13 protein-coding genes are annotated in these 14,033 nt (G+C 62.7%); 7 read left to right on the forward strand and 6 right to left on the reverse strand.

Annotated features, from left to right (window positions below):
• Window positions 1-451: 451 nt before the first annotated feature.
• Both desA and H0274_RS14595 read right to left on the reverse strand, forming a co-directional pair.
• Entirely contained in the window at window positions 452-1,861 is a 1,410-nt protein-coding gene (gene desA, locus H0274_RS14590; protein ID WP_226796289.1) for a syringate O-demethylase, read from the reverse strand.
• Between the two features lie 57 nt (window positions 1,862-1,918).
• Entirely contained in the window at window positions 1,919-2,611 is a 693-nt protein-coding gene (locus H0274_RS14595) for an alpha/beta fold hydrolase (RefSeq protein WP_226796291.1), read from the reverse strand.
• A 187-nt stretch (window positions 2,612-2,798) separates the two neighbouring features.
• Here H0274_RS14595 and H0274_RS14600 point away from each other — a divergent pair, with 187 nt between their 5' ends.
• Together H0274_RS14600 and folD are read left to right on the forward strand one after the other, a co-directional pair.
• The gene (locus tag H0274_RS14600; protein WP_226796293.1) at window positions 2,799-3,668 is read left to right on the forward strand and encodes a methylenetetrahydrofolate reductase; all 870 of its coding nucleotides are present in this window, start codon (window positions 2,799-2,801) and stop codon (window positions 3,666-3,668) included.
• 14 nt (window positions 3,669-3,682) lie between these two features.
• Window positions 3,683-4,621: a bifunctional methylenetetrahydrofolate dehydrogenase/methenyltetrahydrofolate cyclohydrolase FolD gene (gene folD / locus H0274_RS14605; protein ID WP_226796295.1), complete on the forward strand. Its 939-nt coding sequence runs from the start codon at window positions 3,683-3,685 to the stop codon at window positions 4,619-4,621.
• A 51-nt stretch (window positions 4,622-4,672) separates the two neighbouring features.
• On the opposite strand, the gene H0274_RS14610 is transcribed toward folD, so the two are convergent.
• Window positions 4,673-5,644, reverse strand: coding sequence for a magnesium and cobalt transport protein CorA (locus H0274_RS14610; protein ID WP_226796297.1), 972 nt, complete (start codon window positions 5,642-5,644; stop codon window positions 4,673-4,675).
• A gap of 130 nt (window positions 5,645-5,774) precedes the next feature.
• Here H0274_RS14610 and H0274_RS14615 point away from each other — a divergent pair, with 130 nt between their 5' ends.
• The 5 genes from H0274_RS14615 (at window position 5,775) to H0274_RS14635 (ending at window position 12,067) form a co-directional block, all read left to right on the forward strand.
• Complete coding sequence (locus tag H0274_RS14615) at window positions 5,775-7,253, forward strand: flavin-containing monooxygenase (RefSeq protein WP_226796299.1); 1,479 nt, start codon at window positions 5,775-5,777, stop codon at window positions 7,251-7,253.
• Between the two features lie 34 nt (window positions 7,254-7,287).
• On the forward strand, window positions 7,288-8,049 hold the full coding sequence (locus tag H0274_RS14620; protein ID WP_226796301.1) for a competence/damage-inducible protein A: 762 nt from the start codon (window positions 7,288-7,290) through the stop codon (window positions 8,047-8,049).
• Window positions 8,050-8,078: 29 nt separating this feature from the next.
• Window positions 8,079-9,014, forward strand: coding sequence for a hypothetical protein (locus tag H0274_RS14625; RefSeq protein WP_226796303.1), 936 nt, complete (start codon window positions 8,079-8,081; stop codon window positions 9,012-9,014).
• On the forward strand, window positions 9,011-9,565 hold the full coding sequence (locus tag H0274_RS14630; protein ID WP_226796305.1) for a chorismate--pyruvate lyase family protein: 555 nt from the start codon (window positions 9,011-9,013) through the stop codon (window positions 9,563-9,565). Before H0274_RS14625 ends, H0274_RS14630 begins: the two co-directional genes overlap by 4 nt.
• A gap of 186 nt (window positions 9,566-9,751) precedes the next feature.
• Window positions 9,752-12,067, forward strand: a complete 2,316-nt coding sequence (locus H0274_RS14635; RefSeq protein ID WP_226796309.1) for a TonB-dependent receptor — start codon at window positions 9,752-9,754, stop codon at window positions 12,065-12,067.
• A gap of 92 nt (window positions 12,068-12,159) precedes the next feature.
• On the opposite strand, the gene H0274_RS14640 is transcribed toward H0274_RS14635, so the two are convergent.
• From H0274_RS14640 to rplK, 3 genes are all read right to left on the reverse strand, one after another.
• The gene (locus H0274_RS14640) at window positions 12,160-12,558 is read right to left on the reverse strand and encodes a DUF1801 domain-containing protein (protein ID WP_226796311.1); all 399 of its coding nucleotides are present in this window, start codon (window positions 12,556-12,558) and stop codon (window positions 12,160-12,162) included.
• Between the two features lie 196 nt (window positions 12,559-12,754).
• Window positions 12,755-13,453 carry a 50S ribosomal protein L1 gene (rplA, locus tag H0274_RS14645; protein WP_226796313.1) on the reverse strand — a complete coding sequence of 233 codons (699 nt, stop codon included), beginning with the start codon at window positions 13,451-13,453 and terminating at the stop codon, window positions 12,755-12,757.
• 3 nt (window positions 13,454-13,456) lie between these two features.
• On the reverse strand, window positions 13,457-13,888 hold the full coding sequence (rplK, locus tag H0274_RS14650) for a 50S ribosomal protein L11 (RefSeq protein ID WP_226796315.1): 432 nt from the start codon (window positions 13,886-13,888) through the stop codon (window positions 13,457-13,459).
• Window positions 13,889-14,033: the final 145 nt, after the last annotated feature.

Consider the following 14,033-nt stretch of genomic DNA (forward strand, 5'->3'; position numbering starts at 1 on the left):
CGAACCACGTTCCCGTCAGATCGAAGGGAGGGGCAGGCCGCTCCTTCTTCAGATTCTCCGGCGCCAAAGCACCCAGATAGCCCGGATGCTTCGGGATCATCTGCTGAAACCGCTCCTCCGATATCGGCGCAGAGCGGTTGGATTGGGCGGCTGCGGGCCCTGCCCATACGCCCAGAGCGACCGTTCCCGCCATGACGGTAGCCGCAATTCTCCCAAGGCGTGGTGAGGCGCCTTTCACCATTCATCTTCTCCCAGCTGTCTGGCGCGGCCTGTCTTCGGCCGCTTCCCGCATGGGCTTGCCAGAAAGCAGTTGATGAAATCAATAAGGTTTGTGTCTGCGGGGGATATTTGTTTTCAAGGCGCTGCATCTGCCCACGAGGCCGATCGCCAAACGAAAAGGGCGGCCGCTTGCGCGACCGCCCCTTCGTTTTGACAGAAACTGTCAGCCGGATCAGGCGTTCGCGCCCTTGCCGGTCTGGCGCCAGCTGTCGGCATAGGCGTTACGCGCCACGGCCGAATAGGGCACCGGCGAAACGATCGCCTTAATTTCGGTCTGCACGTGCGGCTCGACGGTCGGCTTGGTGGTGCCGCCATTGGGTTCGCCCCAAACCAGCGTCACTTCCTTGCCGAATTCGGCGAAGTCCGGATCGATCATGCCGATCGACAGCATCGCGCCTTCGTTCGACGAATAGCCGATCCAGGTCGAAACGCCGATCACCTTGCCGTCGCACTTCACTTCGTCGAACGGGTGCATTGCATACACGGCGCTCGGGAATTCGAAGTACTTCGCACGGTCGCCCTTGGCGAACATCGAGCTCATGACGCGGTTCACGTCTTCCGGATCGAGAGCCAGCGTGACCTTCTGCTTGTGCTTCTGGTCAGCCATCTTCTCCAGGGCTTCGCGGCCGATGAAGTCATGGTCGAACTTCACGATGATGCCGTAACCGATATCCCAGGGGGTCAGGTAGTAGCCTTCGATGCTTTCCGGCACGTAGGAACCGCCGATGGAGCACTTGCCAGCATAGGAGTTCGCCGAAGCCCACTCGCGGAAGCCCTTCGAGATTTCGTCGTCACCGGTGAAGGTGGCGGGCAGCGGCGAAGGCAGCCAGCCCGATTCCAGGGTGTTCGACGAATAGGCGCGGCCGCCGACCAGGGTCAGACCGAATTCCTTGCCGGCTTCCACCAGCGCGCCATGCACGGTGGCGTAGTCGTCCCAGGGGCCGAACAGTTCGTAACCCGGCTGACCGGCCATGCCGTGGCGGAGCGCGATCACGTCCTTACCGGCGATGTCGATGTGGGCCATGTTGAAGAACTTGATGTCCGGCGGGGTCTGACCCATCGCCTTTTCCAGCACCTTCATGGCGTTCGGGCCCTGAAGCTGGAAACGATAGTTCTTGCGCTTGCCGTCGGTACGCAGGGCGGTACGCTCGTCGCGTTCCACCTTCACGTTCCACTTGCCGGTCGAGGCGTGATATTCGGCCCATTCGATCGCCGGAGCGCGGCCGACCAGGCTGAAGGTTTCCTCGTCCAGATAGAACAGGATCACGTCGCCGATCACATAGCCGTCGGGGGTCACGGGAACCCACTGCTTGGCCTTGTTCACGGTGAAGTTCTTGAAGCTGTTGATGCCGAGGTAGTTCAGCATCGCGAAGGCGTCGGGGCCGGTCACATAGAGTTCGACCATGTGGTACGACTGGTTGAACAGAACGGCGCTTTCCGACCAGGCGCGCTGTTCGTTGCGCCAGTTGGAATATTCAGCCGGAACGCCCGGATAGACGTTCGGACCGACCTGCTGGTTGCGCAGGAAGTCGACGACGTTGTCGACCGAATCCAGCTTCTGCTGAAGGGTTTGCTCACTCATTTCATACCTCTCCTAAGGAAAAAGGGCTTGGTTGAAGCTACGGGTTGAACGGATGGGTTAGTCGTCCGCCGGCCGGGCAAGCCAGTCGGCAATCGCTGCGTTCACCGCTTCGGGCGCCTCGGCCATGATCATGTGGCCGGCACCGGGGACGATGACGAGTTCGGAATTCGGAATGGCGGCAGCAATCTTTTCATGCTGCGCGGGGCCGCTCCAGCTATCCTCCGCGCCGGTCATCACCAGCGTGGGGCATGTGATCGTGGGAAGCAGGCTTTCCACTTCGGGACGCCCCAGCAAGGCAGCGATCTGCGCTTCGAACACCTGCGTACCGGCGCGGATGCACATGTCGCGCATGGGGGCCATCAGCTCCTCTTCACCATGGCGCGCGGGCGCCACCATTGGCGGCAACCAGGTATCGACCAGAGCTTCTGCACCCTTTTCCCGCCCAATCGCGATCAGCGCCTCGCGCTTCTCTCGCTCGCCGGGCTGGACAGGATGCATGCCGGTGCTGACCAGGGCGAGTCGCCGCACGCGTTCCGGCGCCAGTCTGAACACTTCCAGCGCCACACGTCCACCCATGGAGTGGCCGAACAGGTCAAATCGCTCCGGGCACTGGCTCAATGCGATGCGCGCCATTTCCTGCAGCGAATCCGCCGTGCCATAGCCATCGATCGCCTTTGCTTGCGGAAAGGCGGCCGTTTGCGCGGCATAAAGGCTGGCATCGCAAATCAGGCCTGGCAGCAGGATCAGCATCCGGTCTCCCTGGAAGTCGCTGGTGCAACTTTCTTCGTCAACGTGAACATTTCACCTATACGAATAAATGACCCTTTGCTAGAGACATTCTTGCAATGGCGGCCCTTGCGTGAAAAAGGGGCGCAAAATCCAACCATCAAGGCGAATCCGCCTCCAGCAGCCGCCTGGAACATTTGGGAGCACACTCATGTCCTACGCCGCCATCCATCCCGACTGGGAAAAGCCGCGCGCCAATATGGTCGATGGCTATTCGCTCGAAATGACGGCGAAGGAGATCGAAGGTCTCAAGGAAGCCGCGCCGCTGATCCGCCCCGGCACCCAGATCGCCGTGACCTTCCTTCCCGGTGAGGAAATGAGCCAGCGCGTGGAATGCGCCAAGCTGGTGCGCGACCTCGGCTTCGAACCGATCGTCCACCTGTCGGCCCGTCGCTTCACTTCGGAAGCCGAGCTTGAACAGTATCTGTCGGACATCACCAGCCAGGCTGCCGTGAAGCGCGTCTTCATCATCGCGGGCGACCCGCCGGAGCCGGAAGGCCCCTATTCGGACTCGCTGCAGATCATCGAGACCGGCCTGCTTGAAAAGTATGGCATCGAGATCGTCGGCATTGGCGGCCATCCCGAAGGCCACCCCAACGTCTCCAAGCCCGACCTGTGGGTGTGGATGGAAAAGAAGATCGCGGCGATCCGTGCGCGCGGCATGACCCCGCTGGTCGTGACGCAGTTCGCGTTCGACGATGATGCGATCATCGAATGGGTCAAGGAAATGCGCGGCCGCGGCATCGACGTTCCGGTGCGCCTCGGCGTCCCCGGCCCTGCCGGCATCAAGCGCCTGCTGGGCTTCGCCAAGCGCTGCGGCGTGGGCGCTTCGGCTTCTGTCATGAAGAAGTACGGCATCTCGCTGACCAACCTCATCGGCAGCGCCGGTCCGGACAAGCTGGTCAACTCGCTCGACAAGGGCCTGACCGAGGAAGCCGGACGCGTTCGCCTTCACCTCTATCCCTTCGGCGCGCTCACTGCGTCGGCGGAATGGATCAATAATTACGCCGCCAAACACTGAGGCAATATCAACGCATGGCTGACATTATCGACGGACGCGCGGTAGCGCGGAAACTTGACGAGGAAACCGCAGCCGAAGTGCGCGCGATGGTCGAGGCGGGGCTTCCCCGCCCCGGCCTCGCCGTGGTTCTGGTGGGGAACGATCCGGCGAGTGAGGTCTATGTCGGCCGCAAGATCAAGGGCTGCGAAAGTACAGGCATTCTCTCCGTCGAGCACCGGCTGCCGGAAGAAACGACGCAGGACAGCCTGCTGACCTTGATCGCCCGCCTCAATGCCGATCCTTCGGTGCATGGTATCCTGGTGCAGGTGCCGCTGCCCAAGCATATCGACACCGGTGTGGTGCTGCGCGCGATTGCTCCTTCCAAGGATGTCGACGGCTTCCATCCGGTGAATGTGGGCCGCCTGTCCACCGGCACCGGCGGTATCGTGCCCTGCACTCCGCTGGGCGTGACCAAGCTGCTCGACACCGTGTTCGACGATCTGACCGGCCTCGACGTGGTGGTCATCGGCAAGTCCAACATCGTGGGCAAGCCGATCGCCATGCTGCTGCTCGAGCGTGAGGCGACCGTTACCGTCACACATATCGAAACCAAGGATCTGCCGGGCCTGTGCTGCAAGGCCGACATCATCATCGCCGCAGCCGGTGCCCCGCGCCTGGTCAAGGGTGACTGGGTGAAGGAAGGCGCGGTCATCATCGATGTGGGCATCACGCGTATCAAGGGCGAAGACGGCAAGACCAAGCTGGTGGGCGACGTTGCCTTCGAGGAAGTACAGCATGCCCGCGCCGTTACTCCGGTGCCCGGCGGCGTCGGCCCGATGACCATTTCCTGCCTGCTGGCCAATACGGTTCAGGCCGCGAAGGAACAGCTTTCCGGCAAGAGCAGCGACGGCTTCCAGATCGACTGGGACGATCTGCCGGATCGTTCGATGATCTTCAGCCAGTCGGAAGACTGATCGCTTTGCGGAACGCAATTGGAAGGGGCCCGGAAACGGGCCCTTTCTTTTTCAGAGCCAGCCGATCCGCCGGAACCGCACATACAGGCCCAGGCATATTGTCAGCATCAGCCCGGTGATGATGAAATAGCCATGGCGCCAGTGCAATTCGGGCATGAAGTCGAAGTTCATGCCATAGACCCCGGCCACGGCCGTGGGCACGCCGAGAATGGCCGCCCATGCTGCCAGCTGCCGGGTGATGGCGCCCTGTCGGTTCTGTTCGAGCAGGCTGGCCACTTCGACAATGCTGCCCAGCGTATCGTTCAGCGCCCGCGCACGGCCGAGGCTGTGGCGGACATGATCGTGGATGTCGCTGAAATAGGGGCGAGCCTTCTTGTCGATCGCCGGGAGGCTGGCGGAGGCGAGCTTGCCGGCCACTTCCTCCATATGCCCCACATTGCTCTCAAAACGCCGCAGCCGGCGGCGCAGGCGGAAGATGCGGCGGATGCGGGCCTGATCGGGAAACCCGGCCACGGCGCCTTCCTCCATCTCCTCCACCGCGAGGTCGAGCTTATCGAGCAGGGGGACATAGCCGTCCGCCAGATAATCGAGCAGCCCATGCAGCACCACATCCGGCCCTTGGGCCAGGCGCTGGGGATTGGCCTCCAGTTGCTGGCGCAGCGCGGTATGCGCCCGCGCGCTGCCCTGGCGCACGGTGATGATGAAATTCCGGTCAAGGAAGATCGCGGTCTGCCCATAGGCGATGCCCTCCTCGTCCTGCAGGGCGGCGGTGCATGCCATGACGAACAGCATCGATCCGAAGGCTTCGGCCTTGGCAGGGGCGCCGCGCGTCAGTGCATCCTCGATTGCCAGAGGGTGCAGGCCATAGCGATCCTGCAGCAGCGCCAGCTCCGCAGGAGTAGGGTCGGCCACGCCTATCCAGTCGAACTCCCCCTCCACGGCAGGCAGGCTACACCGCTGCAGATCGAGTGCGGGATCGGTGACCTTCCCCGCCAGATAACGCCTTGCCGCAACAATGGTCATGCAGCACCATCTGACAGAGGCGCGCAGGGCTGGCAATCGCCGCCGGACGGCCCGCCGGCTGGAGCAGGCGGGCCCATTGGCGAAAGCGGGGAAACGGCTTACACAAATGTAAGCAAAGGGAGAGAGATCGATGACGGGCGATTTTGATGTCCTGATCGTCGGCGCCGGTATTTCCGGCATTTCGATGGCAGCGCATATGAAGATGCTGTGTCCCGGCCGCCACTATGCGATGGTGGAGCGGCGCGACAATCTGGGCGGCACCTGGGATCTGTTCCGTTATCCCGGCATCCGGTCCGACAGTGACATGCACAGCTTCGGCTTTCGTTTCGAGCCCTGGATTCACGAGCAATCCATCGCCGACGGGCCGAACATCCTCGATTATCTCAACCGCGTCGTCGACAAATATGCCATCCGTCCGAACATCCGCTTCGGGCAGAAAGTGCTGCGCGCCGATTTCCGCAAGGACGAGGGATTATGGCACGTCGAGCTGGAAGATAGCACCGGCCTGCGCAGCCATTGCACCGCCTCGTTCCTCTATCTCGGTTCCGGCTATTACGATTACGACGATCCCTACGATCCCGGCTTCCCCGGCAAGGAGGAGTTCCGGGGCACCATCGTCCATCCGCAATTCTGGCCGGAAGGACTGGACTATCGCGGCAAGCAGGTGGTGGTGGTCGGATCGGGCGCCACGGCGGTGACGATCGTGCCCGCGATGGCGCGCGATGCCGGCCACGTCACCATGCTGCAGCGTACGCCCACCTGGATGGGCGCACGGCCGCAGAAGGATGCAATCGCCAATTTCCTGCGCAAGATCCTGCCGGAGAAGCTCGCCTATCGGATTACACGCTTCAAGAATATCCGGATGCACAACTTCATCTTCAAACGGGCTCGCGCCAAGCCCGAGAAGATAGCGGGCTTCCTGACGAAGAAGGCGCGGGCTGCACTGGGCGATGCCTGGAATGCCCGGGATTTCCTGCCGCCCTATAATCCGTGGGAACAACGCCTGTGCCTGGTGCCTGATGGAGATCTGTTCGAGGCTGTGAAATCCGGCAAAGCCTCCATCGTGACCGACCGGATCGAGTGCTTCGACGCCGCCGGCATCCGGCTGGAAAGCGGCGCGCATCTGGATGCGGACATCATCGTCACTGCAACCGGCCTTGCCCTGACCATGGGCGGCAAGATCGCGATAAGTGTGGACGGCGCGCCGGTCGACTGGACGCAGCGCTGGTTCTATCGCGGCTGCATGTTCTCCAACCTGCCCAATTTTGCGGTGGTGTTCGGCTATCTCAACGCATCGTGGACCCTGCGGGCGGACAATACCGCCCAATATATCTGCGGCGTGCTGAACCGGATGGAAGCCTTGGGCGCGGACCTCGTCTATCCCTCCCTGCCTGACGAGAGCGTGCTGGTGGAGGATGACGTGTTCAACTATTCCTCCGGCTATATCCAGCGCGCGCGGCCCATGATGCCCAAAAGCGCGGCGGCCCTGCCATGGCGGCTCAACATGGATTACCTTGCCGATGCGAAGGATTTCCGCGAGCGCCCGGTGGACGATGGCGTCCTTGCCTTTGAAAAGACAAAGGAAGCGATAGCGCAAGCTGCGGAGTAGCGGGGCGAGGTAATTTGTCCTAACCACCCTGCCCATGGGTAAAGGTGAACGAATCTGGACGGCGGCGCTGATCGTGATCGGCGACGAGATTCTGTCCGGCCGCACGCAGGACAAGAACATCGCGCAGGTGGCCGGCTGGCTGCAGGTGCAGGGCATTCGTCTCATGGAAGTGCGCGTGGTGCCCGATGTGCTGGAAGCCATCGTGGAGGCAGTGAATGCCTTGCGCGTGCGGCACGATTATCTCTTTACGACTGGCGGGATCGGCCCCACGCATGATGACATTACCGTGGATGCCATCGCCGCGGCGCTGGGCGTACCGGTAGTGGTCCATCCCGAAGCGCGCCGGATTCTGGAAGACTATTACGTCACCCGCGGCGGCATCAATGAAGGGCGCCTGCGCATGGCGCGCGTGCCCGAAGGGGCGGATCTGATCCCCAATCGCATGTCCGGCGCGCCGGGCATTCACGTGGAGAATATCTTCGTCATGGCAGGCGTCCCCACGATCTGCGCGCAGATGCTCGACGGGCTGACCGGGACATTGGAAGGCGGCGCCGTGCTGCTCACCGAAACGATCGGTTGCTGGATAGCTGAAAGCGAAGTCGCAACCTTGCTGCGGGAAGTGGAAGCGACCCATGAAGGGAGCCAGATCGGCAGCTATCCCTTCTTCCGCGAGGGCAAGACCGGCGCCAATTTCGTGATCCGTTCGACCGATCCCGAAACGCTGCGCAGCGCGGTCGATACTCTGTGCGAAGGGCTGGGCGAACTGGGCAAGGATTTCACGCCGGGCGGCATCTAGATCCGGCGGAAGTGGGAGAGACGAACATCATGACTCGCGACGAACTGGCGGGTGCGATCACCCGCGTGCTCGAAGCCATGGCCACGCATGATCCGGCAAATGCCGGGCTGGCGGCCGGGGCCCGTTATACCGAGAACGGGCAGGAACTGGCCCTGGGCGATGGCCTGTGGCGCACGCTCGATACACTGGGCGCCTATCGTCACGATTTCCTCGATCCGGTCGGCGGACAGGGCGCGACCATCACTACCATTGCCGAAGGCGCGGTGCGCTCGATCCTTGTGCTGCGGGTGAAGCTCGGCGCCGGGGGCATTTCGGAAGTGGAGGCCATCGCGGCCCGGCCCGACGCCGTCACCGGACAGGCCCCTTTCGCGGACGGCCCGAACCAGCTCGACCTGTCAGGCGGCCCTGCGCCCGAATGGTTCGCCCCGATCCCCGAGGCCGAGCGGCTTTCGCGCGCGGAACTGCGCCGCGTGGCCAATATGTATTTCAGCGGGATCGAGAAGAACGACGGCAAGGGCGAATATCCCTTCGCCGATGGCTGCATCCGCATCGAAAACGGTTTCCGCACAACCGATGTCCCCGGCCTCGCCCCCGCGCAGGAAGCACCTGCCGACAAGGACACGCCCTATCAGCCCGATTTCCGCGCAATGGGCGCCCGTGCCCAGCTGGAAACCGGCTTCTTCCGCTTCGTCGACCGCATCCGCGACCGGCGCTTCCCGATAATCGACGAGGAGCGCGGGACCGTGTTCTCCTTCGCCTTCTTCGATCATTCGGGAACGGTGCGCGAATATGAACTGGCGAATGGCCGCAAGGTGACCACCGGCCTTACCCGCCCCTTCAGCTGGGAAATCGGTGAAGGCTTCCGGATCGAGAAGGGGCTGTTCACCCGGATCGAGGCAGTGATGACCGCCTGCCCCTATGGCATGCGTTCCAACTGGCCGCTGGAGGAAGGCGATATAGCGTGAGGGCACGGCCCCTCACCGCGCTGGCATTCTGCATGGTGCTTGCGGCCTGCACCGGGCCGCAATCGGCCCGGCTCGGCCAGTTCGAAGCTGCCCTTGCCGCACGGGACAGTGCCACAGCAGCCCTGGAAGGATGGTGCGGCGCGCGCGGATTTGCCGACCCCGCAAAGGTGATTGCGACGCCGCTGGCCGGCGAGCCGCTGGACGCCAGCGAAGAGATACGAGCCTTGCTGGGCGTCACGGCGCAGGAACCGCTCGGCTATCGCCATGTCCGCTTGTCCTGCGGCGGGCGGGCAATGTCGGATGCCCATAATTGGTATGTTCCCGCCCGATTGACGGCGGCAATGAACAGCATGCTGGAAAACAGCGATACGCCTTTCGGCAAGGTGGTCGCCCCGCTGGGTTTCGCGCGTGAGAGGCTGGCAACCCGGCGCGGCGCTTTCCCGGAATGCCCGCGCGGCACCGTCCTGTCTCACCGGGCATTGCTGCGCCTGCCGGACGGGCGGCCGATCAGCCTCGTCGTCGAATGCTATGGCGAGGCTAATCTGCACTGAGATGCGGCAGGCGCGTTAGCCCCATTTGGCTCAGCCTGAATGCCCATTGTGGCACCGTAGCATCACTTTTCGGCCATCTTTCCGATGCTCGCCGAAGCCCCCTTGCAACTTGTCCGCGCATCATCGTAACTGGCGTTAACTTAACGACCGTTACGTTAATCGGTCGAGGATATAGGGAGAATGTTGATGCCTTACGGCCTTTCGCCGCGCGCATTCCGCGCCGGTGCTGCAAATCTTGCGATCGCCGTGTCTCTCTTCACTGGCGGCACTGCCTTTGCCCAGGACGAAGGCAGCAGCCAGCAGGGCGGCGTCCACGAAATCGTGGTGACTGCCCAGTTCAAGAGCCAGAACATCCAGGAAACCCCGCTGGCGATCACCGCGGTCGATTCCACTCTGATGGAAGCGCGCAGCCAGACCAATGTGCAGGACGTTGCCCAGCGCGCGCCCAGCGTCAGCTTCACCGCCGGCGGCCAGGGCGGCGGCGCGCAGACCGCGGCCGCGAATATTCGCGGTATCGGCCAGAGCGACTTCCAGTTCCCCAACGAACCCGGCGTCGGCATCTATATCGACGATGTCTATTACGGCATTTCCTTCGCCAGCGCCTTCGACCTGGTCGATCTTGACCGCGTCGAAATCCTGCGCGGCCCGCAGGGCACGCTTTCGGGCAAGAACTCGATCGGCGGCTCGATCAAGCTGTTCAGCCGCAAACCGAACGACGATCCCGACGCCTATGTCGAAGCGACCGTCGGCTCCTTCGGGCGCCTGGGTCTGAAGGCCGCAACCAATGCCACCATCGTGCCTGACAAGCTCTATCTGCGCCTCACCGGCGTGGGCAAATATGTCGACGGCTATCTCAAGCGCCTCGACTATGAATGCGTTACCGGCAAAGCTGCCCCTGGCGGCGTGCAGGCATCGCCTGCCGAGGATTGCGTGGTCGGCACCGAAGGCGGACAGAACGTGCTTGCCGCGCGCGGCGCCCTGCGCTGGATCGTGAACGACCGGATCGAGAACAATTTCATCGCCGACGTCACGCGGGACCGTTCGGAAGCCTCGCCGGGCAAGGCGATCTTCCTGCCGCCCATCAACGGCAATGATTACGTCACCGGGCCGGAAGAATACACCAACTACGCTACCTATACCGGCTATCCGGGCCTGGCGGACCAATACACCAACCCGGCGATCAGCTACGTCAATTCGTGGGGCTTCTCGAACAATCTCGAAATCGGCCTGAGCGACAATGTCACCCTGACCTCGATCACAGCCTTCCGCCATGCGGACGGCAAAAGCTCGTGGGATGGCGACAACTCGCCCGAGAACGTCTCCAACAACACCACCATCTTCGACCATGACCAGTTCACTCAGGAACTGCGCCTTTCGGCCACTCTGGGCGAGATGTTCGACATGACGGTGGGCGGCTATTACTACAAGGGCGACAGCCGCATCGGCGGCCGCGTGAATGTGGGCGCTGCCGGGCTGGACTTCGTTTCGAACGATCCGTTCAAGCAGACTTCCAAGTCGGCCTTCATCCACGGCGTGATGCACATCACCGATCAGCTGAACCTGACCGCTGGCGTGCGCTATACGGACGAGAACAAGACCTATACCTTCAGCCGCAGCAACCCCAATCCGAGCCTGCCCACCGATCCGCGCGTGGCCTCGCTCGATGGGCTGACCAAGTCCTTCTCGGGCGACAATATCGACTGGCGCGTGGCGCTGGACTACGAAGTGCTGCCCGACATCCGCTTCTACGGACAGGTCGCCACCGGCTTCAAGGGCGGCGGCATCAACCCGCGTCCCTATCTGGAAGCGCAAGCCGTTCCCTATGCCCAGGAAAAGGCCACCTCCTATGAGGCAGGTCTCAAGACCATGCTGTTCGACCGCAGGCTGCGGCTCAACATGGCCTATTACCACACCGACTATAATGACTATCAGGGTCTGGTCAGCTCGTGCCCCGATCTCAGCCCTCCGGGCTTCACCTTCTGCTCGGCCACGCGCAATGTGGGCGATGCGAAGATCGACGGTTTCGAAGTGGAATTCGACGCTCAGCCGGTCGAAGGCCTCTCGATCGACGGTTCGGTCAGCTATACGAAGTTCGATTTCGTGACCGGCATCGATGGCTCCAGCATCGTTCCGGGCGTTACCAAGGCGCCCTTCGTGCCCGAATGGAAATATGCCATTGGCGGACAATACGAACTGCAGCTGGCCGGCCTGGGTTCGCTCACGCCGCGCGTGGACTGGACCTGGCAGTCGGAGATGGAAAGCAACATCCCCAACGGCATTCCGGGCTTCCTGCTGGGCCGGGTGGAATCGCGCGGCCTGCTCAATGCCCGCGTGACCTTCAAGACCGAGGACAAGGATTGGGAAGTGGCCCTGGCGGCCACCAATCTCACCGACAAGTTCTACTATGCCAACAAATATGACCGCGTGAGCCAGTCCGGCAATGCCTATGGCCTGCCCGGCCGCCCGCGCGAGATCATGTTCAGCATCAAGCGCAACTTCTGATCGCAATCCTCTCGCGATCGATAAAGGAACGGGGCGGTGCGCAAGCGCCGCCCCGTCTTTTTAGGCCCGTTTCGTTTGCGCCACTCTATTGTTCAGCGTCTTGTCCTGGCGCGATTGTGCCGGGCCGCCGCGCGCACCAGCGCCTTGAAGGCTTCCGGATCGACCGCCTCCCCTTCGCGCAGATCGATGGCGCGGCGGGCATTGCCATCCAGGCTGGCGTTGAACAGGCCCGCCGGATCTTCCAGCGCAGCCCCCTGCGCGAAAGTCAGCTTCACCTTGTCCCTGTAGGTCTCCCCGGTGCAGAGGATGCCTTCATCCTCCCACACAGGCACGCCCAGCGGGTTCGAGGGCTTGCGCCACTTCACTGCCTCCACCACCTCCGGCAGGGCCTCATGGATCAGCGAGCGCAGGCGGGCGAGTGTCTGCCCCCGCCAATCGGACAGACTGGCAAGACGCTCGTCGATCAGTTCGGATGGGCTCTTGTCGCTCATGCCCCGAGATTAATGGCGGGCAGGCGACGGGCAAAACAAAAAGGCCGGAGGATTGCTCCCCCGGCCCCTTGGTGATTTCGCTTTGCCGCATCACGGTCCGAACCTGAAAGGTTCGCAAGCGCGAATGCGCGTCGGCCCTCAGGCCGCCCCCTCGGAGGCACCCGGCCTGAAAAGGCCGGATAGCCGCGAGAGAAAATTACGCGCCGGCAATCTCGGTCGTGTCGATCTTCAGGCCGGGGCCCATGGTCGAGGTCACCGAGATCTTGCGGACATACTTGCCCTTCGAACCCGAGGGCTTGGCCTTGAGGATCGCATCGACGAAAGCATCGAAGTTGGACTTCAGCTGCTCGTCCGTGAAGGAGAGCTTGCCGATGCCCGAGTGGATGATGCCCTGCTTTTCGACGCGGAACTCGACCTGGCCGGCCTTGGCGACCTTCACCGCATTGGCCACGTCCATCGTCACGGTGCCCAGCTTCGGGTTCGGCATCAGGCCCTTGGGGCCCAGCACCTTACCGAGACGGCCAACCACGCCCATCATGTCGGGGGTGGCGATGACGCGGTCGTAATCGAGGTTGCCGGCCTGCATGTCTTCCATCAGGTCTTCGGCGCCAACCTTGTCCGCACCGGCTTCGAGAGCTTCGGCGGCCTTGGCGTCCTTGGCGAACACGGCGACCTTCATTTCCTTGCCGGTACCGGCAGGCAGCGAGACCATGCCGCGGACCATCTGGTCTGCGTGACGCGGATCGACGCCCAGGTTCAGCGCGACTTCGACGGTTTCGTCAAACTTCTTGCTGGCGTTTTCGCGCAGGGTCACCAGCGCTTCGCTCAGGCTGTACAGCTTTTCGGCGTCGAGCTTCTCGGTCAGCGCCTTCTGCTTCTTGCTCAGCTTGCCCATGTCTTAGCCCTCCACCACTTCGAGGCCCATCGAACGCGCGGAGCCTTCGATGATCTTGGTCGCCTGCTCGATATCGTTCGCATTGAGGTCGGCCATCTTGGCCTGCGCGATTTCAGCGAGCTGCGAACGCTTGATCGTTCCGGCCGAAACCTTGCCCGGCTCCTTCGAGCCCGACTTCAGGTTGGCGGCCTTCTTGATGAGGAAGGTGGCCGGCGGCGTCTTGGTGAGGAAGGTGAAGGAGCGGTCCGCATAGACGGTGATGACCGTCGGGATCGGCATGCCCTTTTCCATTTCCTGCGTGGCGGCATTGAACGCCTTGCAGAATTCCATGATGTTCACGCCGCGCTGACCCAGGGCAGGGCCGATCGGCGGAGACGGGGTAGCGGAGCCCGCGGGCACCTGGAGCTTGATATAGCCCTCAATCTTCTTGGCCATGGGAAGGCCTCCTTTCGCACTGTCGCCCCGCCTTGCGGCAAAACCTTTCGGCAAGGGCTCATGTTAAGCGGTATTTGCGGAGCCTTTCCCAAGGCCCCTCCCGCACGGAATCCCGCGCGCAAACGCGGGAAGCGGCGCCCCTACA

Origin of the sequence: Fulverythrobacter ferritrahens (assembly GCF_020539485.1) — a bacterium.
GTDB classification, from domain to species: Bacteria; Pseudomonadota; Alphaproteobacteria; order Sphingomonadales; family Sphingomonadaceae; genus Andeanibacterium; species Andeanibacterium ferritrahens.